This is a genomic window from Kribbella sp. NBC_00359, from assembly GCF_036097425.1.
Taxonomy (GTDB): Bacteria; Actinomycetota; Actinomycetes; order Propionibacteriales; family Kribbellaceae; genus Kribbella.
Genome location: NZ_CP107975.1, coordinates 1144857 through 1168911, shown reverse-complemented (window position 1 = coordinate 1168911; position 24055 = coordinate 1144857). Strand labels below are relative to the sequence as shown.

The following is a 24055-nucleotide window of genomic DNA, read 5'->3' as shown; positions in this document are numbered from 1 at the left end:
TGCCCAGGGCATCCAATGCCCTGGGCAACTGCTGTTTTCAGACGTGTTCGGAGACCAGCACTGCTGCTGTGTTTTCGACCAGTGCCTGGAAGATGTGGGGGAGATCGCCGGGATAGGCGACGTAGTCGCCCGGGTTCAGTTCGACGGGGTCGTCGGCCGGGCCGACCAAGGCTCGGCCGGAGCCGAGGATGACGTGCTCGACCACGCCGGGCATGTGCGGCTCGGACTTTCGGCCCGGGCCGGGGGAGGCGGCGATGCGATAGATGTCGCGGCGCGCGTTCGGCGGGCTGGAAGCCACCAGGGTCGCGCTGTACTCGGCCTGGTCGGAGTAGATCACCGGGCCTTCCCCGGCGCGGATGATCTGGACCTTCGGTCGCGGTGGATCGAGGAGTGCGGCGAACGGGGTGTCCAGCGCGACGGCCAGTGCCCACAGGGTTTCGACGCTCGGGTTGCCGGTGCCGGACTCCAGTTGGGAGAGCGTCGACTTGGCGACGCCGGCGCGTTTGGCCACCTCGCTCAGCGACAGGCCCGCGCGGGCGCGGTGGCGGCGCAGGGAGGTGGCGATCACGTCGAGCGGCGCCTTGGTGCCGCGATCCCCGGAGGCAGACTCGGTGTCCATCGGTGTTCGCTCCATCGGTCTGGTTGTTCGGCTTGACGAACGGGCGGAAGATTGTTCATCATAATGCTCATGCGTTCGATCTGGCGAACACTCGATCGTGGACTGGCCCGCGACATCGGCCTGGTCTGCCTGGCCGACGGCGTCGTCGGTCTCTCCTACGGCGCGATCAGCGTCGGCGGCGGCCTGCCGTTGTGGGTGCCGGTGCTGCTGTCGATCGTGGTGTTCGCGGGCGCGTCGCAGTTCCTCTTCGTGGGGATCGTGGCGGCCGGTGGCAGTCCGATCGCCGCGATGATCGCCGGCCTGCTGGTGAACACGCGGCACGTCGCGTTCGGCCTGGCGGTCAGCGACCTGATCGGCGGCGGCTGGCGGCGCCTGCCGGGAAGCCACGTGATGACCGACGAGAACGTCGCCTTCGCCATGGGTCAGGACGATCCACAGCAGAAGCGGGCCGCGTACTGGGCCGGCGGGATCGGCATCTTCCTCTGCTGGAACGTCGGCGTCGTCATCGGCGGACTGGCCGGCTCGGTGATCACAGACACCGACGTGTTCGGCCTGGACGCGGCCTTCCCGGCCGTCCTGCTGGCTCTCGTCCTGCCGGCCCTGCGCGACCGTGCGACCCGTACGGCGGCACTCGTCGGGGTCGTGGTCGCGCTGGCCGCGACGCCGTTCCTGCCGGCAGGTCTGCCGGTGCTGCTCGCCCTGGTCGGCCTGCTGTTCTACCGCACAGAGAAGCCCGCAGTGGAGGTCTCGCGATGATGACCAACACCCCACTCGTGCTGGCGGCCATCCTGATTCTTGCCGTGGGCACCTTTTCGCTGCGGTTCGCCGGGCCGATGCTGCGCAGCCGGTTCGAGATCCCCGACCGGGTCCAGCAGATCCTGGCCGCGGCGGCGATCGTCCTGCTCACCGCGCTCGTCGCGACCTCCGCGCTGATGGATGGCCACGGCCCGGCCGGGGTGGCTCGCCCGGCCGGTGTGCTGGTCGGCGGCATCCTGGCCTGGCGCAGGGCCCCGTTCGTCCTGGTCGTGGTGGCAGCCGCCGCGACCGCGGCCGGCCTGCGGCTCCTCGGCGTACCGTAGCCGGAACGGATAGCGTGCTCGCATGAGCACCTATCCCGGGCAGGCTCCGGCGGCGAAGAAGACCCTGATCTGGATCGCGATCGCCTGCTTCGTGATCGGTGTCGTGTTGACCGGGTTCTTCGTCTGGCGGATCGTCGCGACGGCACCGAGGTCGCCGCAGCCGATCGAGAGCGGCGTGATCCATCTGAACAAGGACGGGCTGACGATCTATTCGTCCGTGCCGGTGCCCACGCCGCCCTGCAAGGCGCAGGACTCCACCGGCGCCGACGTGCCGCTCAAGCCGCCGACCGGGTCGGAAACGATCACGATCAACGGCGACAGCTGGTACGTCGTCGCCCGCTCGGTGGACCCGGTCCCGGCGGGCGACTACAGCATCTCCTGCACCGACGACCAGACCTCCGCGACGTACGCGGCCGGGCCCGGGATGTCGGTCGGCAAGTTCGTGCTGTCGATCTTCGGCGCCATCGGCTCCTTCCTGGTCTTCTTCATCCTCGGTGGCGTCCTGCTCACGATCGGCCTGGTCAAGAACCGCCGCCGCAACCGCCCGTCCGGCACGTTCCCGATGCAGCCACCACCAGGTGCCCCCGGCAACTACCCGCCGCCGCCGAACACCACCTTCCCCGCACCCCCGCCGTACAACCCGGGCCCGAACCCGGACCGCCCGCAGGATCGCTGATGGACCTCGACTGGCCCGGTTGCCGCAATGCCCGCGACGTCGGTGGACTGCCGACCGCCGACGGCCGCACCATTCGCGAAGGCGTGCTGATCCGTTCGGAGAGCCTGCAGTACCTGACCCCCCACGGCGTCGACGCGGTACGGCGTTCCGGAGTCAGCCGGATCCTGGATCTGCGCGGCGACGGCGAGGTGGCGACCGCGCCGACGCCGTTCACCGGGACGCCGCTGGCGGTCCGGCAGCCGCTGCAGGATCCGGCCGACCCGGACCACGGGCAGCCGACGATCGTCGCCGCGTGCACCTGGATGCTCGACCGGCGACCGGGCTTGTTCGCGGCCGCGGTCAAGGCGATCGCGGACGAGCCGGACGGCGCGGTCGTGGTGCACTGCCACGGCGGGAAGGACCGGACCGGCATGGTCGTCGCGCTGGCGCTGAGCATCGCCGGCGTACCCGAGGACGAGATCGTCGCCGACTACTTCCGCACCCAGGAACGGCTCGCCCCGTGGCTGGAGGAGCAACTCGCCGCCGAGCCGGACACCGCCCTGCATCCGGAGATGATCGAGTTCCGCGACACCCGGGCCGAGTCGCTGGTCGCAATTCTGCGGCATCTCGACGAAAAGTACGGCGGGCCGGAGGCATACCTGCGCCACGGTGGTCTCACCACCGCGGATCTGGCGAAGCTGAGAAGCCGCTTAGTGGGCTGACCTGCGTCACGAGCGGATCACAGAGCGCAGTACATTGGCGCAATGCCGACCGCCGCTGTGTTGAATGCCGCATGACCGGGTCAACCTGGGTGACCGACCCGGCGGCACTGGCCGAACGCTACGGACTCTCCAAGAGCTCGATCCGCCCTTCGCTCGCCTCGTACTTGCGCGAGCTGTGGAGCCGTCGCCAGTTCGTCCTCAGCTATGCCACCGCACGCACCTACGCCATGTACGCCGGAGCCCGCCTCGGCTCGCTCTGGCAGGTGCTGACACCGCTGCTCAACGCCGCGGTCTACTACCTCGCGTTCGGTGTCCTGCTCGGCACCAAGAACGGGATCGACAACTACGTCGCGTTCCTGCTGACCGGGATCTTCGTCTTCACGTTCACCCAGCGCTGTATGACCGAAGGCTCGCGGTCGCTGGCGCTGAACCTGTCGCTGATCCGCACGCTGCACTTCCCGCGCGCCACGCTCCCGCTGGCCTATGTGCTGAACGAGCTGAACCAGATGCTCGTCTCGCTGGGCATCCTGTTCGTGATCGTCGGCTTCACCGACGGACTCGCCTGGCGCTGGTTGCTCGTCGTACCGGCCCTGCTGCTGCAGCTCATGTTCAACATCGGGATCACGCTGGTCTTCGCGCGGGTCGGCACGTTCGTGTCCGACGTCAGCCAGTTGCTGCCGTTCATCACCCGCACCTGGCTCTATGCCTCCGGCATCTTCTTCTCGCTGCCCGCCAAGCTCGAGCAGGCGAACGCGCCGGGCTGGGTCGTGCAGGTGCTCGCGTTCAACCCGATCTCGGCGTACATCGACATCGTCCGGCGATCCCTGCTGGAGGAGCACAAGCAGAACGAGTTGCCGCACGCGTGGTCGATCGCGATCGTCTGGTCGTTCGTGATGCTGGCCTTCGGGTTCGTCTACTTCTGGCGGGCGGAGGACCGATATGGGCGAGGCTGAGCCGACCGTCATCGCCGACCAGGTCGACATCGTCTACAAGGTGATCTCCGGCCAGGGCGGCAAGGGTACGGCGGCGACCGCGTTCCGGCGGATCCTGAAGCGGCAGGACCGGCCGACGATCCGCGAGGTGCACGCGGTCAAGAACGTCAGCTTCACCGCCTACAAGGGCGATGCGATCGGCGTGATCGGCCGCAACGGCTCGGGCAAGTCGACGCTGCTGCGCGCGGTCGCCGGCCTGCTGCCACCCGCGGACGGCGTGATCTACACCGGCGGCCGGCCGTCGCTGCTCGGTGTCAACGCGGCGATGATGAACGACCTCACCGGCGACCGGAACGTCGTCCTCGGCTGTCTGGCGATGGGCATGTCACCGGCCGAGATCCAGCGCCGGTACGACGAGATCGTCGAGTTCTCCGGGATCGGCAACTTCATCGATCTGCCGATGTCGACGTACTCGTCCGGGATGGCAGCGCGGCTGAAGTTCGCGATCGCATCGGCGAAGACGCACGACATCCTGCTCGTCGACGAGGCGCTGGCGACCGGGGACGCCGAGTTCCGGGTCCGGTCCGAGCGCAGGATCCGTGAGTTGCGCGACCAGGCGGGCACGGTCTTCCTGGTCAGCCACAGCCTGGACGTCGTCCGCGACACGTGTAATCGCGCCCTGTGGCTGGACGCCGGCGTACTGCGTCTCGACGGTCCGGTGGACGACGTCGTCGCCGCCTACATCAAGGAGACCAGGAGTTAGGCCTTCGGCCGCTCGCGGAGGCCCAGCAGGAAACCCAGGCCCCAGGAGACGTGCATGGTCGCGCAGACCAGCGGCATCCAGAGCTGGGCCCGCCAGGGCAGGTAGCGGCCCTCGACTGCGGAGCCGGCCAGGAGCAGCACGGCGTAGCCCAGCGGGGCCAGGAAGCCCAGGTCGAGCCAGCTGACGCCGCTGATCAGACCGATGATGCCGAGGATCGTGCCGACGGCCAGCAGGATCACCGCGATCGGCGGGGCCAGGTAGCGCTTGTTCGCGGTCTCGGGGTGCCGGCGGATCACCTCGCGGCGCCACTGGCCGGTGTGGAAGAACTGCTTCGCCACCGCGGACAGCGATGACCGCGGCCGGTAGGTGACGGACAGGTCCGGGCTGAACCAGATCACGCCACCGGTCTTGCGGATCCGGTAGTTCAGCTCCCAGTCCTGGGCCCGGTGCATGGTCTCGTCGAAGCCGCCGACCCGCTCGAGCGCGGCCCGCCGGAAGACGCCCAGATAAACGGTGTCGGCCGGCCCGGCCTTGCCGCCCTGGTGGAACGTCGACGCACCCAGACCCAGCCGGGACCGGTACGCACACGCCACAGCCATCTCGGTCGGTGTCCGGCCTTCGGCCGCCATCACGCCGCCGACGTTGTCGGCTCCGCTCTCGTCGAGGATCTCGACCGCGCGGGTGATGTAGCCGTCGGTGAGGGCGCCGTGCCCGTCGACCCGGACCAGGATGTCGTGCTTGGCGTGCGCGATGCCGACGTTCAGCGCGGCCGGTGTCTTGCCGGTCGGGTTCGGCACGATGCTGATCCGCGGGTCGCGGTCGGCCAGCTTGTCCGCGATCTCCTGGGTCCGGTCCTTGCTCGGGCCGATGGCGAGCACGACCTCGAGCTCACCCGGATAGTCCTGGTCGAGAACGCGGCCGACCGCCTCCTCGAGATGACGTTCCTCGTTCAGCACGGGCATCACGACGGACACGGGCGGCCAGTGGGACAGCGGCATATCAGGTCAGGCCTTACAGATCGAAGCGACGTCGTCGACGCCGGTGGCGGGTGTGGTCGGTGAGCTGCCGGGTTTCGGCGTGCTCGGCTTCTTGGTCGTACTGGTGGTCGGCTTGCTCGTCGTACTACGCGGAGTGTTCGAAGTCTTACCGTCTCCCCCCGAGCCCGCCTTGTCCAGCGCTTCTGACTTCGCGACGGCCTCCGCGACCTTCGTGCGGATCAGTGCGAAGTCGGGATCGCCGGTGTGGATCAACGGTGGGACCGCGGAGAAGCTTGACACCGGCAGCTTCTTCGCGTCCAGCGCGAGATCGGTGAAGGTGCCCAGCTCGCCGGCCGGGATGTCGGTCTGGACCACCTCTTTGCTGGCCGACGCGATGCCCTGGAACTTGGTCAGCACGGTCTGTGGCGACAACTGGTTCAGCATGGCCGACATCACGCACTTCTGCCGGGTCATCCGCTCGTAGTCCGACGACTCGGCCCGGGACCGGGCGAACCAGAGCGCGTGGTAACCGTCCAGGTGCTGGTTCTTGCCGGCTTCGATGTAGCCCTTGATCGGTGAGCTGCCGCCGCCGATCGGGACCCGCTTGCCGATGTCCAGGGTGATGCCGCCGACCGCGTTGAGCAGGTCACGGAACCCAGCCAGGTCGATCAGCACGTAGTAGTTGACCTTCATCCCGGTCACCGCCTCGACCGCCTGCTTGGTCGCGGTCACGCCGGGGTGCGGGTCGCCCGGGAAGAGGTCCTTGTGGTTGGAGGCGTAGGTGTAGACGGCGTTGATCAGGCACTCGGCGCCGCAGTTCTTCCAGTGGAAGCCGTCCGGGAACTGCTTGGCCATCGCCGTACCGGCCGGGAACGGAACCTTCGACAGGTTCCGCGGCAGGCCGATCAGCACGGTCCGGCCGGTGTCCGCGTCGATGCTGGCCAGCGTGATGCTGTCCGGCCGGGTGCCGATCCGGTCCGCACCGGAGTCGCCGCCGAGCAACAGCACGTTGTAGCGGCCCTTCTCGGCCTTCGACTTCTGCCCGTTGCCGAACACGCTCGCCACGAAGTCGCGCTGCGCGTTCACGATCGTGCTGCCGTAGATCAGCGCACTGACCACGGCCACGATGAGGGCGCCGTCGAGGATGCTGGTGATGAGCCGGTGGTTACGCTCCAGGCTCAGCGGCCGGCCGAGCCGGTAGGCGTCGATGAACAGCCCGGCCCACCCGATCGCGAGCAGGATCAGCAGCACCTGGACGATCCGCAGCGTGCCCGGCCGGGCCATCAGGTTGATCGTGCCGGACCGCCAGACCAGCCCCAGCAGCACCAGGAACATGACGATCGCGATCAGCCCGGCGACCACCCGCCAGGCCCAGCGGCCGGCCCGCTTGCTGCCGGCCGCGATCTGCGCCGATCCCGGCAGCACCAGTGTCATCAGCACCAGCGTCAACGCCCGCTTGAACCGCACCGGCTCGCCGAGATTGCGCAGGTCAGGCTTCTCCTGCGGCATGACGTCCTTCCGTTCTCCGTACGGCGGGCTCCTGCCGACCGTACCTTGTGGTTCCCACCCTCGCCCGGTACGACGTGCCGGGGGCGGTGAAGGTTCGAGCCGAGGCGGATCCGGAGACGAAGAGTAGCAGCCCTTTCACTCAGCGCAGGAAAACCCGTGCACACACCCTGTCGCCGATCGGTTTCATGCAGTTGTGATGGTGGTCGGTGGATGGATGGGTTACGAAGTGCTGCACGCACCTTCAGTGAGGACAGGAAACCGCCCATGAAACTGTTCCGTACGCTTCTGGCTGCCACCGCGGCAGTCACCACCACGCTCCTCGGCACCAGTGCTGCGCAGGCATACGAACCCGCCGTACAAGCACCTGGTGCCGACTTCACCGGCATCGCCGCGCTCAGCAACTGCTCCGCCTCCCTCGTCCGGTACGCCGAATCCGCCGGCACCGACAAGGCGCTCGTGCTCACCAACGGGCACTGCTACGAGGGCGGGTTCCTGCAACCCGGCCAGGTGCTGGTGAACCGGGCGTCGACCCGGTCGATCACGCTGCTCCGGCCGGACTCCAGCCGGGCCGGCACGGTGCGTGCCAGCCGGATCCTCTTCGGCACGATGACGAAGACCGACATGATCGTCTACCAGGTGAACGAGACCTACGCCTCGATCAAGAGCCGCCTCAACGTCTCGCCGCTCACGCTGGCCAAGCAGGGCCCGGCGAACGGCGCCGGCATGGCGGTCGTTTCCGGCTACTGGAAGCGGATCTACACCTGCTCGGTGCAGGCGACCATCCCGCAGCTGCGCGAGGGCGACTGGACCTGGCAGAACTCGATCAAGTACCAGCAGCCCGGTTGCGAGACGATCGGCGGTACGTCGGGATCCCCCGTCGTCAGCACGTCCACCGGTGAGGTGATCGGCATCAACAACACCGGCAACGAGGACGGCGAGCGCTGCACGGTGAACAACCCGTGCGAGGTCGACGCCGACGGCAACATCACGGTCGAGCAGGGCGCGGCGTACGGCCAGCAGACCTGGTGGCTCTACACCTGCCTGACCGCCACGCGCACCATCGACCTGAACAAGGCCGGCTGCGAGCTACCGAAGCCCGCCGCCCGCCACTGACCATCCCCGCCCTTTCAGGGGTCAACCCCGGAACACGTGGGGTGCGGACCCAGATTTTCCTTACGCAACCCACCACCTCAGGGGTTGACCCCTGAAACGGAGCGGGGGAGGGGTTGCCGAGTGCGGGGTGACGCACACCACTTCGATATCCGGTAACGTCGCCCCGCATGGCAGTCGACTCCTCCACGGATCAGGTCAGTACGTCGAAGTGGCCGAGCCCCCTCGGGGTCCGGACCAGACTCGTCGCGTCCAGTGCGTTGATGCTCTTCCTCGAGCTCGCGCTGATCCGCTGGACCGGCTCGAACGTGGTCCACCTCAGTTACTTCTCGAACTTCGTGCTGCTCGGCTCGTTCCTCGGCATCGGGATCGGCATCCTCCGATCCGGGCGGGCGAAACGGCTGCCCTACTACTCACCGATCATGCTCGGGCTGCTGGTCCTGGTGATCGCCTGGAAGCCGGTCACGGTCAACCGTGGCACCTCGTCCAGCGTCATCTACTTCACCAGCCTGAACACCACCGGCCCGCCGACCTGGGTGATCCTGCCGATCATCTTCGTCGCCGCCGCGGTGGTGCTGGCCGGTCCGGCCGAGCTGGTCGGCCGGTGCTTCGCCGAGTTGCCGCGACTGACGGCGTACCGGTACGACCTGGTCGGGAGCCTGGTCGGGATCGCGAGCTTCACCGGGCTGTCGTTCCTGGGGGCGCCGCCGATCTGGTGGGGCCTCATCGTCACGGTGATGTTCGGCGCGCTGATGATCCCGCGGCAACGAATCGGCACCCCCGCGACCGGTCGTAGTGTCGTCGCCCTCGGGCTGAGCGCCGCGTTGGTGCTCGCGCCGCTGCTGGTGATGGTCGGGGTGCTCTTCCACGAGTCGACCCGGCCGGAGAACAGCTGGTCGCCGTACTACAAGGTGCAGACGAAGCAGACCAGCTATGAGGGTGTGCCACTGGTGACGATCACGGTGAACGGCGTACCGCACCAGCAGGCGATCCCGGCCGACGCGCGGCTGCAGTGGGAGTCGCAGTACGGACTGCCGTACGAGCGGGCCAACGTCGGCAAGACGCCGAAGAATGTGCTGATCATCGGTGCCGGTTCGGGGTCGGACGTGGCGATCGCGCTGAAGAAGGGCGCGACGCATGTGGACGCGGTCGAGATCGACCCGCGGATCCGCGACATCGGGAAGGCGCTGCACCCGGACCGGCCGTACCAGGACCCGCGGGTGACGTCGCACATCGACGACGGGCGGGCGTTCCTGTCCCGGACGGACAAGAAGTACGACCTGATCCTGCTGGCGCTGCCGGACTCGCTGACGCTGGTGAACGGCGCGAGCTCGTTGCGACTGGAGAGCTACCTGTTCACCGTGCAGGCGTTCAAGTCCGCTCGTGACCACCTCAATCCGGGTGGCGCGTTCGCGATGTACAACTTCTACCGCGAGACCTGGCTGATCGATCGGCTTGCATCGACCGCGCAGAAGGCGTTCGGGCACAAGCCGTGTGTGGACAAGGTCGGCGACGAACTGCAGCAGGCGGTGGTGACGGTCGGGCTCACCGAGCAGGACCAGACCTGTCTGGGTCAGTGGAGCGGTGTTTCGTCGATCACGCCGCCGCCCGCGACCGACAACCGGCCGTTCCTCTACCTGTTGACGGACCGGATCCCGTCGCTCTACCTGGTCACGCTCGGGCTGATCCTGGTCGCCGGTCTGATCGGGGTCGGGATCGCCGGCGGCGGATCGTCGTACCGGCGGATGCGCCCGTACGCCGATCTGTTCCTGCTGGGCGCCGGCTTCATGCTGCTGGAGACGAAGAGCATCACCGGGTTCGCCTTGCTCTTCGGTACGACGTGGGTGGTGAACGCGATCGTCTTCGCCGGGGTGCTGGTCGCCGTACTGGCCGCTGTCGAAGTGACGAGACGGTTCAAGACGCCACCGGTGAAGATCATGTACGGCGTCCTGTTCGGTGGGCTCGCGTTGGCCTGGGTGTTCCCGGACGGCTGGTTGCTGGGGATGCCGGTCGGCCTGCGGGCGGTGGTCGCCGTACTGATCGCGTTCCTGCCGATCTTCGCCGCGAACGTCATCTTCGCCAAGCGCTTCACCGACACCGCCGACGGCACCGCGTCGTTCGGTGCGAACCTCCTCGGCGCCATGCTCGGCGGCTGCCTCGAGTACGCCGCGCTGATCATCGGCTTCGACGGCCTCCTCATCATCGCCGCCCTGCTCTACGCCGGCGCCTTCCTCCTGACCCCGAAGATCCGTGCGGTGGTGAGGAGCTGACCGATGAGCGATCTGGCCGACTACTACCGGCAGCGTGCGACGGAGTACGACGCCGTCTACGAGAAGCCGGAGCGGCAGGAGGACCTCACCCGCCTGCGGGACCTCCTGCCACCGCTGGTGGCCGGCAGGTCGGTCCTGGAGATCGCCGCCGGCACGGGCTACTGGACGACGGCCCTGTCGTCCTCAGCCCGGTCGGTGGTGGCGACAGATCTCAACGACGAAACGCTGGCCATCGCCAGGACCCGTTCGTACGGCCCGGGCGAGGTGCGCTTCGAGGTCGCGGATGCCTATGACCTCGGCGCGATCCCGGGCCGGTTCGACGCGATCTTCGCCGGCTTCTTCTGGTCGCATGTGCCACGGGCCGACGTACGGCGGTTCGCTGCGGGTGTACTGGATCGGGTCGAGCGGGGCGGCGTGGTGATTCTTGCTGATAACTCTTATGTCGAAGGCAGCAACCACCCGATCACACGGTCCACGCCGGACGGCGATACGTACCAGACACGGCGGCTGTCCGATGGACGCACGTTCGAGGTGCTGAAGAACTTCCCGACCGTCGAGCAGTTCACGGCTGACGTGGCGCCGGCTCAGGTGAGCTGGACCGACCTGACGTACTTCTGGTTGGCGACTGTCTCCCAATGATCTCGCGGGCGCGGGTGAGGTCGGCGTGGTTGTCGATCTCCACCCAGTCGACGGTGCCGATCGGGGCGACGTCGATCCGGAGGCCCTGGTCGACGAGGAGCTGGTAGGCGTCCTCGTAGTAGAGGTGCGGGTCGCGCTCCCAGGTCTTGCGGAGGGCGGCGGCGAGGTCGGTAGCCGCGGAGGGCTCGACCAGGGTGACGCCGATGTACTCGCCGGTGGCGGTCGCCGGATCCATCAGCTTGGTGATGCGCTCGACGCCGGCGTGCTCCGAGCAGATCACCTTCATCTCCTCCGCTGCCAAGGACTTCTCGGTGTCGAGGGCGAGGATGATCCGGCGGTTGTTGCCGCGGGCGTCGAGCAAGGCCTGCTGGACCGAGGCCGGATGCACGGTGTCGCCGTTCGCCAGCATCACCCCGGAGCCGAGGTGATCGCGCGCGCACCACAACGAGTATGCGTTGTTCCACGTCTCGGCCTTGTCGTTGTGGATCAGCTCGAGCGTCACGCCGTACCGCTGCTGCAGGTCCGTGACGCGGGCCTCGATCGCAGCCGCGGCGTACCCGACCACGATCGCGACATCGGTGATTCCGACCGCCGCGTAGTTGGCCAGCGTGAGGTCGAGAACGGTGGTATCAGGACCGATCGGAACAAGTGCCTTGGGCAACGTATCCGTGTACGGCCGCAGCCGTCGCCCCGCCCCAGCAGCGAGAACCAGTCCGATCATGGCTCATGGTACGCGTTCGGCCCGTCTGCGCGGCCTGGCTTGCGGTGTGGTGGCAGGATCAGGGACATGACGTGGCTCGTGACTGGTGGTGCTGGGTATATCGGGGCGCATGTGGTGCGGGCGTTCCTGGCCGATGGGATCGACGTGGTCGTGATCGACGACCTGTCCAGCGGGAAGGCCGAGTTCGTGCCGGACGGCGTCCCGTTCGTCCAGGCCAACCTGCTGGACGGTACGGCGGTCCGTGGCGCGCTGGACGGGGTCAGCGGGGTCGTGCACCTGGCCGGGTTCAAGTACGCCGGGGTCTCGGTCGACCGACCGCTGCACACCTACACGCAGAACGTGACCGCGATGGTGTCACTGCTGGAGGCGATGGCGGACAAGGAGATCCGCAACCTCGTCTTCTCGTCGAGCGCCGGTGTCTACGGCACGCCGAAGGACGAGCTGGTGACCGAGCAGACGCCGCCGGACCCCCAGAGCCCGTACGGCGAGTCGAAGCTGGTCGGGGAGTGGTTGCTCCGGGACCAGGCCGCCGCGACCGAGCTGCACCACACGTCGCTGCGCTACTTCAACGTGGTCGGGTCCGGTGACAAGACGGTGTACGACGCCAGCCCGTACAACCTGTTCCCGATCGTCTGCGGCCTCCTGGCCCAGGGGAAGGTGCCGCAGATCTACGGCAACGACCACCCGACGCCGGACGGCACCTCGGTCAAGGACTACGTCCACGTCGCCGACCTGGCCCGTGCGCACGTCGCCGCCGCCCGGGCCCTGGACGCCGGGACGAGCCTAGAGCCCGTCTACAACCTCGGCAGCGGCACCGGCACGTCGGTCCGCCAGATCATGGACGCCGCCCGCCGCGTCACCGGCATCGACTTCACCCCGGCCGAAGGCCCCCGCCGCCCCGGCGACCCTTCCCGCGTCGTCGCCGACGGCACACTGGCCGCCCGCGACCTGGGCTGGAAGAACACCTACACGGTCGACGAAATGTTCGCCACCGCCTGGGAAGCCTGGCCGAAGAGCTGAGAGGTCACGCAGACAGGTGGCGCCTGCTGCGCGCCGCCCCGCGGGCGCTGGGCGGCGTTGTCGTCGGTCGACGGGACTCCGTCCCGCCTCCCTCCTCCGCCTTGCCCAGCATCCCGCGGTGCGACGCTCGCGACGGCGCCACCTGTCTGCGTGACCTCTGATCGTGGTGGCCGGTCCTCGCCGGTTGTAGCCTGTGGCGCAGTTCACTGAGCTGCCCGGTGCGGGCACCGATCGAGGGGTGCGATCCATGAGTTACGAGAGCCTGCCGCATTTCCTGGGGAAGATCGATCTCTTCGAGGGGCTGTCCGAGGACACGCTGTCCGACCTGATCGAGCGTGGCACCCGGCTGACCGTCCCGGCCGGCCAGCACGTGATCGAGCAGGGGGCCGACGACGCCGGCCTGCAGGTGGTGCTGGAGGGTTCGGCCGACGTCGAGGTCAACGGCGTCGTCCGCGAGCCGCTCAAGGTCGGGGACTATTTCGGTGAGATCTCGCTGATCGACGGCCTGCCGCGGTCCGCGACCGTGGTCGCCGGGCCGGACGGGCTGGGCACGTTCGCATTGTCCGCGCTGGCGTTCGAGCCGGTCGTGCGGGAGAACCCGGACGTCGCCCAGGCCCTGCTCAAGGCCCTGACCGCCCGCATCCGCCGCCTAGAGTCCGAAGGCTGAGCCAACCGAATTGAGCAGCCCGGGGACCTCATGACCGAGGAGCGGAAGGTTGTCTCGGTGTTGTTCTGCGACCTGGTCGGCTTCACCACCGCGTCCGAGTCCGCCGACCCCGAAGACGTCCGCCGGTGGCTGGCGCCGTACCACTCGACGCTGCGGCAGACCGTCGAGCGGTACGGCGGGACGGTCGAGAAGTTCGCCGGGGACGCCATCCTGGCCGTGTTCGGTGCACCGCGGACCCGGGAGGACGACGCCGAGCGGGCGATCCGGGCCGGCTTGGCCATCCTCGACGCGGTGCGCGAACTGCCGGACGGGCCGCTGGAGGTCCGGATCGGGATCGAGACCGGTGAGGCACTGGTCCAGCTGACCGCGCGACCTGAGCTCGGCGAACCGTTCGTCACCGGCATGGTGGTCAACACGGCCGCCCGGTTGCAGGCGTCGGCGCCGGTCGGCGCGGTCGTGGTCGGACCCGGCACCTACGACGCGACGAGTCGCGTGTTCGGCTACGACGCGCTGGAACCCGTTGTGGCGAAGGGAATCAGCCACCCGCTCGACCGCTGGCAGGCCGGCCCGCCGCGGGCCCGGTTCGGCGCGGACGTGATCCGCGACCTCAGTACGCCGATGGTCGGCCGGCAGCGCGATCTGACCTTGCTGTGCACGACGTTCGAGAAGGCCGTCGCGGAGCGGGTGCCGCAGTTCGTCACACTCCTCGGCGAGCCGGGGATCGGCAAGTCGCGCCTGGTCGCGGAGCTCGGCGCCTGGCTGGAGAGGCACGACGAGCTCGTCAGCTGGCGCGAGGGCCGATCCGTACCGTACGGCGAGACGCCGTTCGGGCCGATCGCGGAGATCGTCAAGGTCCAGGCCGGGATCCTGGACACCGACCCGCCGGCGCAGGCGGCGGAGAAGCTCGACGCGATCCTGCCGGACGGCGCGGACCGGGCCTGGTTGCGCGCCAGAGTCGGGCCACTGGTCGGCGTCGAACGTTCCGGGCCGGCGGAGTCGGTGACGCAGGAGGAGTCGTTCGCGGCCTGGCGGCAACTGCTGGAGTCGTTCGCCGAGCAGTCGCCCGTGGTCCTGGTCCTCGAGGATCTGCACTGGGCCACGGACGCGATGCTGGCCTTCGTCGATCACCTCGCCGAGTGGCTGACCGACCTTCCGCTGCTGGTCGTCGTCACCGCCCGCCCCGAGCTGCTCGAACGCGGACCGCAGTGGACCCGTGGCGTGCAGAACTCGCTGACCATCGGCCTCTCACCGCTGACCGCCGCCGAGACCGATCAACTCCTGATCGAGATGTTCGCCGGTCAGGACGTCCCGGACCAGACCCGCCGTCGCCTGGTACGGCGTGCCGACGGCAACCCCTTGTACGCCGAGGAACTCGCCCGGATCGTCGCCGACTGCGGCCCGGACCAGGCCGCCTCCGTCGAGCTGCCGGCCGGCATCGCCGCGCTGATCGCGGCCCGGCTGGACACGCTCGAGCCCGATCGCAAGGCACTGCTCGCGGATGCGGCCGTGATCGGCCCGGTGTTCTGGGCGGAAGCCGTCGCGGCGCTGTCCGGCCGGGACCAGGCGGAGGTCGTCCAGGCGCTGCAGGAGCTGGCCCGCAAGGAGCTGGTGCGCCCGGTCCGGCGGTCGTCGATGCTGGGCCAGCACGAGTACACCTTCTGGCATGCACTGACTCGCGATGTCGCCTACAGCCAGGTGCCGCGGGCGGCGCGGTCCGCGCGGCACCTCGCCGCCGCCGACTGGCTCGACCTGCGCTGCGCCGCCTGCCAGGCCGAAACTCCGAATCTGATCGCGTACCACCTCACGACCGCTCTCGATCTGGCCGCCGCACTCGGCGACACGGATGCGGTCGCGGCGATCGCCCCACGGGCCCGTCGCTTCCAGCTGATGGCCGCCGAGCTGGCGATGAACCTCGATACCCGCGAAGCGATCGCCCTGCTCGACCGCGCCCTCGGTCTCACCCCGCCCGGGGATCCGGAACGTCCGCGGGTCCTGCTGCGCTGGGGCTGGGCGGAGTTCCTGGCCGGCCGCCTCGACGACGCCCGGTCCGCCTACCGCGAGGCGATCGCCGGATTCGAGGCGAGCGGCGACATCCCCGGACTCGCTCGGGCCTTACGAGCGTCAACGTACGCGCTGAACAGCATGGAGGAGAGTCTGGCGACGATCGACCGGGCCGTCGCGATGCTCGAGGAACTCGGGCCGAGCGAGGACCTGGTCCACCTGCTGTCCGGGCAGGCGAGCATCCGGGTGGTCGCGAGCCGTCGTCAGGACGCGATCGACTCGGCGAACCGCGCCCTGCGGATGGCGGCCGAGCACGGGTACGCCGTACCGCACCGGGCCCTGGAGTCCCGGGGGCTCGCCCGGGTCGCCCAGGGTGACACCGGCGGGCTGGTCGACGTCAAGGAGGCGCTGGCCGCACTGCTCGACGCCGGGCAGGGGCGCGACGCGGCGGTGATCTGGCTGAACTACGGCTGGGTGCTGTGGCAGATCGAGGGACCGCTGGTCGCCCTGGGTGAACTGGACACCGCTCGCGAGTTCTCCGCCCGGCGCCGGCTGGCCGAGATGGAGCAGCAGATCGGCTGCACCGTCCTGCAGTTGGTGATCGAGACGGGCCGGCCGGCCGAAGCGATCGCGGCCTCCCGGGCGCAGCTCGAGCACCCCGGACCGGCCTTCACCACCTTGCGGCGCATCGAGGCCCTGTCGGCGCTGGCGGTGGCGGAAGTCGAGTCCGGTCTCGCGGGCGCGCGCGATCCCGCCGAGGAGGCGTTCCGGCTGGCGGTGGATGCGGGCTGGCCGGACCTGATCGTCATCGCGGGATCTCCGGCGGTGACCACCCGGGCCCGGGACGGCGATCAGGACGGCGTACTGGAGGTCCTCCAGTTGCTCGCGTCATTGTCCGACCTGCGCGGCAGCCTCGAGTTCGACGCCCGGCTGCCGTCGCTGGTGCGGGCGGCGCTCGCCGCCGGTCACGCCGAGGCGGGCGCCGTGCTCATGGACTTCGTGGAGCCGGTGCTGCCGATGCGCGAGTACTCAGCGACGACCGCCCAGGCGCTGCTCGCCGAACACCGCGGCGACACCGAGGCGGCGGCCACCGCCTTCGCCCGGGCGGCCGCGGACTGGGGTGCCTTCGGCAACAAACTCGAGCAGGCCCACGCCCTGCGCGGCCTGCACCGCACCACCGGCGACCCCACCGCCCTGGCCCAGGCCGAGCAGCTGTTCAGAGCCCCGGGTACTCCTTCTTGAAGGAGCCGGACGGGGTCAGGTTCATCTCGCCGCGCGGCCCGGTGAGTACGCCGCCTTCGACCGGGAGCGTGTGACCGGTGATCCAGGCGGCGTCGTCGGAGGCCAGGAAGGCGACCGCGGCGGCGATGTCCTCGGGCTCGCCGACCCGGCCGAGCGGATACATCTTCGAGAACCGCTCCAGGGTGCCCGGCTGGTTGTCCCAGTTCGGCGTCCGAATGGTGCCGGGGGCAACGATGTTGAAGCGGACGCCCAGCTCGCCGTACCGGGCCGCGTAGTTGACGGTCATCGCGATCTGGCCGGCCTTGGCCGCGGAGTACTCGATGTTGCCGAAGGCGGCCAGGCCGTTCACCGAGCTGATCGTGACCACGTTGCCGCGGGTCCTGACCAGGTGGGGGAGCGCGGCCTGGATGCACCGGGACGCGCCGACCAGCGTGAGGTCGAGCTGCCGGTGCCACTCCTCGGCGGTCGCGTCCTCCGGTACGGACGTCACGATGCAGCCGCCGGCGTTGTTCACCACGACGTCCAGCCGGCCGAACCGATCCACCGCGGCCGCCACCGCCGCGTCGACGTCGTCCCGGCTGGTCACGTCGAGGCGCAGGCCGAGCGCCTGCTCGCCGATCCCGGCCGCGACCTCGGCGACCTTCTCCTCCTGGAGATCGGTGACCACGACCGACGCGCCTTCGTCCGCCAGTCGCCGAGCCACCGCGGCCCCGATCCCCTGCGCACCCGCCGTGACCAGAGCCACTCGTCCTTCGAATCGCCGCACGTCATTCCTCCAGCACTCGGTCGACCTTCTCGTCCGTGACCCGGCGCTCCAGCTTGGCGGCATCCAGGTTGCGGCAGAGGACGATCGAACCACCTCCGGAGATCACCCCGACCAGCAGTGCCACCCCGTCCCGCGTGGTCAGGTCGCGGGTGACGAGGATCCGGTCGGCGACGGGTTCCGCCGTACCGATCAGGTCTTCGTGGGTGAGGTCGTCGTACGCCGGTGACGACGGAGCCGGCGGGTCGAACGGGACGAACACGTCCGGGTGGTTGTAGACCTCGGCGCCGTAGTCGTGGATGCCGTCCGGCAGCGGCTCGCGGAACCGGCCGCCCAGGGGGAGCAGCGCCGACGCGATGGTCTCCCGCTCACCGCGGACGGTCAGATCCGGGCCGGTGATCGCGAGGGTGCCGGTGCCGCTGGTGAGGGCAGCGCCGGCCGACCAGGTCGACAGCGCCCAGACCACCCCGAGCCAGTGCGGCGGCAGGCCGATCGCGACGGTCTCGCCGGGCTCCAGGTCGTACTCGTCGACCAGCAGATTGGCGGTCTTGGCGACCCAGTTCGCGGTGGTGAGGGCGCTCAGCTCGATCCGTTCACCGGTCGCGTCGTCGTAGTAGGTCAGGAACGGACCGGCGCCGTCCCGGCGGACCGTGGCACCGAACAGCTCGGGGAGGACTCGTGACATACGGCCCACCCTACGGTTCGGGCGCCGACGTACCGTGGAGGGGGATTCGCGGAAAGAAGGCTTGTGATGGTGCCACAACTCGAGCTGCCACAGGGCGGCGAATGGATCGTCATTCTGATCATCGTCGTGCTGCTGTTCGGCGCGAAGAAGCTGCCTGAACTGTCGCGCAACGCGGCGCGCGCACTGAACGAGTTCAACAAGGCCAGAGCCGAGGGCGACGAGAAGCCGGGCGAGGTCGCGCCACCTCAGCCGCCGGTGGCGGACGGGTCAGCCGCGCGGGTTGACGTCGAGGGCGGCGGCTCGGAGGGCGTCGGCGAGGAGCGCCGCGGGCTCTGAGAGGCGGCCCGGGAGGCGGGCCAGGATGGTACGCCGCAACTCCTTCGGTCCGCCGCGGACGGTGACCACGCGGACACCCGCCGGTGCGGCCGACGCCATCGACGCGGAGATCGTGGTCAGCCCGGCACCGGCCGCGACCAGCTGCAGCTTCGCCAGCCAGTCGCGGACCGTGTGCGCGATCACCGGCCGCTCGTCGAGCCCGGGCCAGACGCCCATCAGCAACTCCTCGCCGGCCGCGGGCCCGGCGATCCACCGCTGACCCCGCAGGTCGGCCACGTCCACCGAGTCGTGGGCCGCGAGCGGATGACTGGCCGGCACCGCCAGCCGCAGACTTCGCTCGGCGAGCGTCTCGAGCCTCAACGCGGGCGACTCGGCGTCCGGCGGCCGGAACGGCGGTGCCGACGCCAGCAGCGCCAGGTCCACAGTCCCGGCTCGCAGCGCCCGGACCAGGGCGGGGGTCGATCCCTCCCGGGTCGTGACCGTGATGGCGGGATGGCCGCGGCGTAGCGCACTGATTGCCTGCGGCAACAGAACGGCGCCGGCGCTCGGGAACCAGCCCAGCCGGACAGTCCCACCGGCCGCGGGGAGCCCGGCGAGCTCGCGGGCCGTCGCGTCGAGCTGATCCAGCACGCCGGCGGCATTCCGCAGTACGACTTGACCGGCTGCGGTCAGCAGCACGCCTTCGCGCCGCCGCTCGAGCAGCGGTGCGCCCGCTGCCCGCTCCAGCGACGCGATCTGTCGCGACACCGCCGACTGGGTGTAGCCGAGGGCGGTCGCGGCCGCCGTGAACGTGCCGCGCTCCGCAACCTCCCGGAACACTCGCAACGCCACCAGTGAGACATCGGTGAAGTCCATGACGTTTACGCATACTACCTGTGCCGAAGATTCGTTGGAGTCATACTCGCACCGCACCTACGTTTGGTCACATGAGAGAACAACGCATCGCACTGGTCACCGGCGCCAACCAAGGCATCGGCTATGCCTTCGTCCGAGAACTGGCCACCCGCCTGAACGAAGAGGACCTGGTGCTCCTCGCCGGCCGGGACCCGGACCGGGTAGCAACCGCGGTGGCCGAGCTGGCCGACTCCGAGGCGGGGATGGCTCGGATCGAGGGGCGGGTGCTGGATGTGACGGACGGGGAGGCCGTGGCGGCGTTGGCTCGTGAGCTGGGCGCGGTCGACATCGTGATCTCCAACGCCGTCGGGCCGCTGCACCCGGATCGGACGCAGGCTGAGCAGGCTGATGTGTTCATCGATGTCGCCAACCTCGGGGCTCAGGCTGTGTTGCGGGAGTTCGGACCGATTCTGCGTCCGGGTGGGCGGTTGATCGTGGTGGCCAGTTCGCTGGGGACGCTGGAGCAGTTGCCGGAGGCGCTGTGGGGGCGGTTCGACGGGGTGACGCTGGACGAGGTGGAGCAGGCGGTCGAGGAGTGGCGGGCCGCGATTCACGACGGGACGGCCGAGGAGAAGGGCTGGCCGGAGTGGATCAACTTCCCGTCGAAGGTGGCTCAGGTGGCCGCAGTGCGGGCCGTCGCGGCGGATCGCCGTACGCGGGACCTCGAGGACGGGACGCTGGTCGCGTCGGTCTGCCCGGGGCTGGTGGACACCCGGGCCTCCCGGCCGTGGTTCGACGACTTCAGCCAGGCGAAGTCCCCGGCCGAGGCGGTCAAGCCGATCGTCGACGTCATCCTGGCCGACCGCACCGACCCCGCGATGTACGGCGAACTCGTCCGCGACGGCAAAATCCTCCCGTGGAAGCCGTCCACGCGGTGAAATCACCCCGCAGTACTCCAGCAGCCGGAGTTCTCATAAGGTCAGGACATGTTGATCCTGGGCGGCCTGGCTCTGATCCTGGTGCTGACCGTTGCCACTGGCTACTTCGTGTCCCAGGAGTTCGCGTACGTCGCGGTCGACCGGAGCCGGTTGCGGACGCTGGCCGAGGACGGTGACCCGGCGGCGGCGCGGGCGCTGAAGGTCACGTCGCGGCTGTCGTTCGTGCTGTCCGGCGCGCAGGTGGGCATCACCATCACCGCGCTGCTGGCCGGGTACTTCGCCGAGCCGTACCTCGGTGCGGGCCTGGAGGATCTGCTCGGCTCGGCCGGGGTGCCGCAGGCCGTGAGCGTGTCCGTCTCGGTGATCCTGGCGTTGCTGTTGGCAACGATCATCCAGATGGTGCTGGGCGAGCTGGCGCCGAAGAACCTGGCCATCGCGAAGGCCGAGGCGATCGCGCTCCGGCTGGCCCGGTCGACGCTGATGTACCTGACGATTGCCGGCCCGCTGATCCGGGTGTTCGACTCGGCCTCGAACCGGATCCTGCGCCGGGTCGGCATCGAACCGGTCGAGGAACTGCCGCAGGGGGCGACCGCGCAGGAGCTCGACCGGATCATCCTTTCGTCCTACGAGCAGGGGTTGCTGGACGAGGACACCATGCGGCTGCTCGACCGCGGCCTCGATTTCCGCGGCCGGACCGCCGGGGAGGCGATGGTCCCGCGCGTCGACGTCATCACCATGCACCGGGACGAGCCGCTCACCCGGGTGGTCGAGCTGCAGGACACCGGCCACAGCCGGTTCCCGGTGATCGCCGACTCGGTCGACGAGGTGCTCGGCGTGGTCGCGATCGGCGACGTGGTCGAGCTCGAACCGGCCGACCGGGCGCACATTGCGGTCGGCTCACTGGCGTCGCCGCCGGTCGTCGTACCCGAGACTCTGCCGCTGCCCGGCGTACTGGAACGGCTGCGGACCGCCCGCCGCCAGCTCGCGATCGTCGTGGACGAGTACGGCGGCTTCGCCGGGATCGTGTCGCTCGAGGACATCGCCGAGGAACTGGTCGGCGAGATCCGCGACGAGGACGACCTGCCCGAGAGCGGACTCGTTCCGGGCGGCGACGGATCGTGGGTGGTGTCGGCCCGATGGCGGCTCGACGAGGTCCAGGCGGCCACCGGCGTCGCGCTGCCCGAGGGCGACGACTACGAGACACTGTCCGGCCTGGTGATGGCCCGGCTCGGCCGGATCCCGGCGATCGGCGACGAGCTCATGGTGGAACTGCGCCACCGCATCGACCATGACGGCCGGCCGGTCCCGGCCGAGTTCGTCCGGCTGACGGTCCAGACCATCGAGCGCCACGTGCCGGGTCTCGTCGTGATGGAGCGGCTGGCATGAGTACGCCGCTCGCCCTGATCATCTCGGTGGTCCTGCTGGCCCTGAACGGCTTCTTCGTCGCCGCCGAGTTCGCGCTGGTCGCGTCGAAGCGGCATCGACTCGAGGAGGCGGCCGCGGCCGGCAACCGCTCCGCCCGGGCCGCGATCGCCGGTGTGAGTGAGCTGTCGCTGATGCTCGCCGGTGCGCAGCTCGGCATCACGCTGTGCACGTTGGGCCTCGGCTCGCTGGCCGAGCCGGCGGTGGCCAGTCTGCTGCACCCGTTGTTCGAGCTGGCGCACGTCCCCGAGCGCGTCGGTCAGGTGATCGCGTTGATCATCGCCGTCGCCGTCATCGGCCTGCTGCACGTGCTGCTCGGTGAGATGGCCCCGAAGTCGTGGGCGATCAGCAATCCCGAGCGGTCGGCGCTGGTGCTCGCTCTTCCGTTCCGCGCCTTCACGTACGTCTTCCGCCCGCTGCTGATCGTGCTCAACTGGCTCGCCAACCTCTGCGTCCGGCTGGCGAAGGTGACCCCGCAGAACGAGCTGGCCAACGCGCACGGACCCGACGAGCTCCGCCTGCTGATCCAGTCGTCCCGGGAGCACGGCACGCTGGACGAACCCGAGCACAACCTGCTCACCGCGATGCTGGCGCTGCAGAACACCACGGTCGCCCAGGTGATGACCCCGATCGCCCAGCTGTCGACGGTTCCCGCGGCCGCGTCCGCCCGCGACGTCGAGCTGACCAGCCGCCGCGAGGGCCGCTCCCGCCTCGCGGTCGTCAGTTCGGGTACGACGATCTGCGGCATCGTGCACGTCCGTGACGCAGCCCGCGCGACCACGAGCGGCGGTACGACGTTGCGCGCGTCGGACCTGATGACGGCGCCCCTCGAGCTGGCCGCGAGTACGCCGGTGGCGACCGCGATCCGGACGATGCGCGATCAGCGGTCGCAGCTGGCCGTCGTACGCGACGAGGATCGGCTTGTCGGGGTGGTGGCGCTGGAGGATCTGCTCGAGGAGGTGATCGGGGAGTTCGACGACGAGACCGACCCGATCGTGAAAGCCGCGAAGGCGGAATCACCGGATCGCTAGGGCGGCTACCGTGGAGGCAGGAACCGTCCGGAGGAGGACCGTCGTGCCGATCAGGCGGCTTGGGCTAGTCGTTCATCAGGGGCGTCCGGTGGCTGTGCAGACCGCCGAGACCGTGCGCCAGTGGGCGACCAGACACGACATCGGCTGCACCGACATCGACGTCTGGAAGGCGCACGAGGAACGGCGCGGCGGGATGGACGAGCTGCACCACGCCGGGAACCCGGATCTCGTGGTCACGCTGGGCGGTGACGGCACGTTCCTGCGCGGTGCCCGGATCGCGGCGAAGAACGACGCGGCGGTGCTCGGGGTCGATCTCGGCAAGGTCGGGTTCCTGACCGAGGTGGCGTGCCGCGACGTGGAGACCGCTCTGGAGGCGGTGCACCACGGCGGTGCGACGTACGAGGAGCGGATGACGCTGACCATGCGGGCTTCGCGTCCGCTGGAGATCCCGAGTGGCATCGAGTCGTTGCTGCGCTACGGACATGGCCCTGCCCTTCCGCCGCCGGCCGTCCGCCCGGAGACCGCCGAGGGTGACGGCTGGGGAGTGGCGCTGGACGTGACCGCGCTGAACGACGTCGTCCTCGAGAAGCTGGCGCGCGACCATCAGGTGGCGCTGGGTGTGTATCTGGCCGGCCGGCTGCTGGCGTCGTACTCCGCGGATGCGGTGATCGTGGCGACGCCGACCGGGTCGACGGCGTACAGCTTCGCGGCGGGTGGGCCGATCCTGTCGCCGAGCACCGAGGCGATCGTGTTCACTCCGGTCGCACCCCACATGACCTTCAACCGAACGGTTGTCACGGCGCCGGACGAGCCGGTGGCGCTCCGGGTCCTTCCGCACTCCGGTCAGGCCGCGGTCAGCATCGACGGGCAGCTCCGCGGGGTCCTCGATCCGGGTGACTGGATCGGCGTCTACGGATCGACTCGGCGCCTGCGGCTGGTCCGGTTGGCGCCCACCGATTTCTACGGCCGGCTGCGGGACCGCTTCCGGCTCACCGACGCGCCCGCGACCGCCCTCGACGGCGAGTCCGACCTGTTCTGGCGGACCACCACACCTGTCCCACCGGACCTCGCCCACCTCAAGCTTCCGCCACCATCTGGTCACGACCGGTAGGGTCTCTCC

At 69.5% G+C, this 24055-nt stretch carries 24 protein-coding genes; 17 read left to right on the top strand and 7 right to left on the bottom strand.

What is annotated here, in order from left to right:
* Positions 1-37: 37 nt before the first annotated feature.
* Entirely contained in the window at positions 38-619 is a 582-nt protein-coding gene (locus OG876_RS05620; RefSeq protein WP_328523686.1) for a helix-turn-helix domain-containing protein, read from the bottom strand.
* A 69-nt stretch (positions 620-688) separates the two neighbouring features.
* Between OG876_RS05620 and OG876_RS05615 the strand changes: the two genes are divergently transcribed.
* The 6 genes from OG876_RS05615 (at position 689) to OG876_RS05590 (ending at position 4770) form a co-directional block, all read left to right on the top strand.
* Positions 689-1375 carry an AzlC family ABC transporter permease gene (locus OG876_RS05615; protein ID WP_328523685.1) on the top strand — a complete coding sequence of 229 codons (687 nt, stop codon included), beginning with the start codon at positions 689-691 and terminating at the stop codon, positions 1373-1375.
* Complete coding sequence (locus OG876_RS05610; protein ID WP_328523684.1) at positions 1372-1698, top strand: AzlD domain-containing protein; 327 nt, start codon at positions 1372-1374, stop codon at positions 1696-1698. The genes OG876_RS05615 and OG876_RS05610 overlap by 4 nt, the downstream gene beginning before the upstream one ends.
* 22 nt (positions 1699-1720) lie before the next feature.
* Positions 1721-2374: a hypothetical protein gene (locus OG876_RS05605; protein WP_328523683.1), complete on the top strand. Its 654-nt coding sequence runs from the start codon at positions 1721-1723 to the stop codon at positions 2372-2374.
* On the top strand, positions 2374-3075 hold the full coding sequence (locus OG876_RS05600; protein WP_328523682.1) for a tyrosine-protein phosphatase: 702 nt from the start codon (positions 2374-2376) through the stop codon (positions 3073-3075). Before OG876_RS05605 ends, OG876_RS05600 begins: the two co-directional genes overlap by 1 nt.
* Positions 3076-3146: 71 nt before the next feature.
* Complete coding sequence (locus OG876_RS05595; protein ID WP_328523681.1) at positions 3147-4028, top strand: ABC transporter permease; 882 nt, start codon at positions 3147-3149, stop codon at positions 4026-4028.
* Positions 4015-4770 (top strand): ABC transporter ATP-binding protein, encoded by a 756-nt coding sequence (locus OG876_RS05590; protein WP_328523680.1) that lies wholly within the window; start codon positions 4015-4017, stop codon positions 4768-4770. Before OG876_RS05595 ends, OG876_RS05590 begins: the two co-directional genes overlap by 14 nt.
* On the opposite strand, the gene OG876_RS05585 is transcribed toward OG876_RS05590, so the two are convergent.
* Positions 4767-5768 (bottom strand): glycosyltransferase family 2 protein, encoded by a 1002-nt coding sequence (locus tag OG876_RS05585; protein WP_442914103.1) that lies wholly within the window; start codon positions 5766-5768, stop codon positions 4767-4769. The two genes, OG876_RS05590 and OG876_RS05585, sit on opposite strands and share 4 nt — an antisense overlap.
* 6 nt (positions 5769-5774) lie before the next feature.
* Complete coding sequence (locus OG876_RS05580; RefSeq protein ID WP_328523679.1) at positions 5775-7256, bottom strand: LCP family protein; 1482 nt, start codon at positions 7254-7256, stop codon at positions 5775-5777.
* Positions 7257-7520: 264 nt separating this feature from the next.
* On the opposite strand from OG876_RS05580, the gene OG876_RS05575 reads away from it, so the two are divergent.
* The 3 genes from OG876_RS05575 to OG876_RS05565 all read left to right on the top strand — a co-directional run bounded on the left by OG876_RS05575 (position 7521) and on the right by OG876_RS05565 (position 11275).
* Entirely contained in the window at positions 7521-8369 is an 849-nt protein-coding gene (locus tag OG876_RS05575; RefSeq protein WP_328523678.1) for a S1 family peptidase, read from the top strand.
* A 167-nt stretch (positions 8370-8536) separates the two neighbouring features.
* A complete protein-coding gene (locus tag OG876_RS05570) occupies positions 8537-10636 on the top strand; it encodes a spermidine synthase (protein WP_328523677.1) in 2100 nt (699 codons plus the stop codon).
* Positions 10637-10639: 3 nt separating this feature from the next.
* A complete protein-coding gene (locus tag OG876_RS05565) occupies positions 10640-11275 on the top strand; it encodes a class I SAM-dependent methyltransferase (protein ID WP_328523676.1) in 636 nt (211 codons plus the stop codon).
* Here the strand turns inward: OG876_RS05565 and OG876_RS05560 are convergent.
* A complete protein-coding gene (locus OG876_RS05560; RefSeq protein ID WP_328523675.1) occupies positions 11199-11996 on the bottom strand; it encodes a phosphocholine cytidylyltransferase family protein in 798 nt (265 codons plus the stop codon). The two genes, OG876_RS05565 and OG876_RS05560, sit on opposite strands and share 77 nt — an antisense overlap.
* A gap of 66 nt (positions 11997-12062) precedes the next feature.
* On the opposite strand from OG876_RS05560, the gene galE reads away from it, so the two are divergent.
* From galE to OG876_RS05545, 3 genes are all read left to right on the top strand, one after another.
* Entirely contained in the window at positions 12063-13016 is a 954-nt protein-coding gene (gene galE, locus OG876_RS05555) for a UDP-glucose 4-epimerase GalE (RefSeq protein WP_328523674.1), read from the top strand.
* Positions 13017-13263: 247 nt separating this feature from the next.
* Positions 13264-13683 carry a cyclic nucleotide-binding domain-containing protein gene (locus OG876_RS05550; RefSeq protein WP_328523673.1) on the top strand — a complete coding sequence of 140 codons (420 nt, stop codon included), beginning with the start codon at positions 13264-13266 and terminating at the stop codon, positions 13681-13683.
* A 30-nt stretch (positions 13684-13713) separates the two neighbouring features.
* Entirely contained in the window at positions 13714-16926 is a 3213-nt protein-coding gene (locus OG876_RS05545; RefSeq protein WP_328523672.1) for an ATP-binding protein, read from the top strand.
* On the opposite strand, the gene OG876_RS05540 is transcribed toward OG876_RS05545, so the two are convergent.
* Both OG876_RS05540 and OG876_RS05535 read right to left on the bottom strand, forming a co-directional pair.
* Complete coding sequence (locus OG876_RS05540) at positions 16901-17692, bottom strand: SDR family NAD(P)-dependent oxidoreductase (RefSeq protein ID WP_328523671.1); 792 nt, start codon at positions 17690-17692, stop codon at positions 16901-16903. The two genes, OG876_RS05545 and OG876_RS05540, sit on opposite strands and share 26 nt — an antisense overlap.
* Before the next feature lies 1 nt (position 17693).
* A complete protein-coding gene (locus OG876_RS05535) occupies positions 17694-18374 on the bottom strand; it encodes a TIGR03089 family protein (RefSeq protein WP_328523670.1) in 681 nt (226 codons plus the stop codon).
* Positions 18375-18440: 66 nt separating this feature from the next.
* Here OG876_RS05535 and tatA point away from each other — a divergent pair, with 66 nt between their 5' ends.
* Positions 18441-18710, top strand: a complete 270-nt coding sequence (gene tatA / locus OG876_RS05530) for a twin-arginine translocase TatA/TatE family subunit (protein ID WP_328523669.1) — start codon at positions 18441-18443, stop codon at positions 18708-18710.
* Here the strand turns inward: tatA and OG876_RS05525 are convergent.
* Positions 18642-19565: a LysR family transcriptional regulator gene (locus OG876_RS05525; RefSeq protein ID WP_328523668.1), complete on the bottom strand. Its 924-nt coding sequence runs from the start codon at positions 19563-19565 to the stop codon at positions 18642-18644. The two genes, tatA and OG876_RS05525, sit on opposite strands and share 69 nt — an antisense overlap.
* Before the next feature lie 71 nt (positions 19566-19636).
* On the opposite strand from OG876_RS05525, the gene OG876_RS05520 reads away from it, so the two are divergent.
* The 4 genes from OG876_RS05520 (at position 19637) to OG876_RS05505 (ending at position 24046) form a co-directional block, all read left to right on the top strand.
* Positions 19637-20482, top strand: a complete 846-nt coding sequence (locus OG876_RS05520; protein WP_328523667.1) for an SDR family NAD(P)-dependent oxidoreductase — start codon at positions 19637-19639, stop codon at positions 20480-20482.
* 48 nt (positions 20483-20530) lie between these two features.
* Positions 20531-21868: a hemolysin family protein gene (locus OG876_RS05515; RefSeq protein ID WP_328523666.1), complete on the top strand. Its 1338-nt coding sequence runs from the start codon at positions 20531-20533 to the stop codon at positions 21866-21868.
* A complete protein-coding gene (locus tag OG876_RS05510; RefSeq protein WP_328523665.1) occupies positions 21865-22935 on the top strand; it encodes a hemolysin family protein in 1071 nt (356 codons plus the stop codon). Before OG876_RS05515 ends, OG876_RS05510 begins: the two co-directional genes overlap by 4 nt.
* An 88-nt stretch (positions 22936-23023) precedes the next feature.
* Positions 23024-24046, top strand: coding sequence for an NAD(+)/NADH kinase (locus OG876_RS05505; protein ID WP_328523664.1), 1023 nt, complete (start codon positions 23024-23026; stop codon positions 24044-24046).
* Positions 24047-24055: the final 9 nt, after the last annotated feature.

Coding starts and splice junctions, on each gene's coding strand:
- OG876_RS05620 (WP_328523686.1), bottom strand. CDS start 619: ATGGACACCGAGTCTGCCTCCGGGGATCGCGGCACCAAGGCGCCGCTC.
- OG876_RS05615 (WP_328523685.1), top strand. CDS start 689: ATGCGTTCGATCTGGCGAACACTCGATCGTGGACTGGCCCGCGACATC.
- OG876_RS05610 (WP_328523684.1), top strand. CDS start 1,372: ATGATGACCAACACCCCACTCGTGCTGGCGGCCATCCTGATTCTTGCC.
- OG876_RS05605 (WP_328523683.1), top strand. CDS start 1,721: ATGAGCACCTATCCCGGGCAGGCTCCGGCGGCGAAGAAGACCCTGATC.
- OG876_RS05600 (WP_328523682.1), top strand. CDS start 2,374: ATGGACCTCGACTGGCCCGGTTGCCGCAATGCCCGCGACGTCGGTGGA.
- OG876_RS05595 (WP_328523681.1), top strand. CDS start 3,147: ATGACCGGGTCAACCTGGGTGACCGACCCGGCGGCACTGGCCGAACGC.
- OG876_RS05590 (WP_328523680.1), top strand. CDS start 4,015: ATGGGCGAGGCTGAGCCGACCGTCATCGCCGACCAGGTCGACATCGTC.
- OG876_RS05585 (WP_442914103.1), bottom strand. CDS start 5,768: ATGCCGCTGTCCCACTGGCCGCCCGTGTCCGTCGTGATGCCCGTGCTG.
- OG876_RS05580 (WP_328523679.1), bottom strand. CDS start 7,256: ATGCCGCAGGAGAAGCCTGACCTGCGCAATCTCGGCGAGCCGGTGCGG.
- OG876_RS05575 (WP_328523678.1), top strand. CDS start 7,521: ATGAAACTGTTCCGTACGCTTCTGGCTGCCACCGCGGCAGTCACCACC.
- OG876_RS05570 (WP_328523677.1), top strand. CDS start 8,537: ATGGCAGTCGACTCCTCCACGGATCAGGTCAGTACGTCGAAGTGGCCG.
- OG876_RS05565 (WP_328523676.1), top strand. CDS start 10,640: ATGAGCGATCTGGCCGACTACTACCGGCAGCGTGCGACGGAGTACGAC.
- OG876_RS05560 (WP_328523675.1), bottom strand. CDS start 11,996: ATGATCGGACTGGTTCTCGCTGCTGGGGCGGGGCGACGGCTGCGGCCG.
- galE (WP_328523674.1), top strand. CDS start 12,063: ATGACGTGGCTCGTGACTGGTGGTGCTGGGTATATCGGGGCGCATGTG.
- OG876_RS05550 (WP_328523673.1), top strand. CDS start 13,264: ATGAGTTACGAGAGCCTGCCGCATTTCCTGGGGAAGATCGATCTCTTC.
- OG876_RS05545 (WP_328523672.1), top strand. CDS start 13,714: ATGACCGAGGAGCGGAAGGTTGTCTCGGTGTTGTTCTGCGACCTGGTC.
- OG876_RS05535 (WP_328523670.1), bottom strand. CDS start 18,374: ATGTCACGAGTCCTCCCCGAGCTGTTCGGTGCCACGGTCCGCCGGGAC.
- tatA (WP_328523669.1), top strand. CDS start 18,441: ATGGTGCCACAACTCGAGCTGCCACAGGGCGGCGAATGGATCGTCATT.
- OG876_RS05525 (WP_328523668.1), bottom strand. CDS start 19,565: ATGGACTTCACCGATGTCTCACTGGTGGCGTTGCGAGTGTTCCGGGAG.
- OG876_RS05520 (WP_328523667.1), top strand. CDS start 19,637: ATGAGAGAACAACGCATCGCACTGGTCACCGGCGCCAACCAAGGCATC.
- OG876_RS05515 (WP_328523666.1), top strand. CDS start 20,531: ATGTTGATCCTGGGCGGCCTGGCTCTGATCCTGGTGCTGACCGTTGCC.
- OG876_RS05510 (WP_328523665.1), top strand. CDS start 21,865: ATGAGTACGCCGCTCGCCCTGATCATCTCGGTGGTCCTGCTGGCCCTG.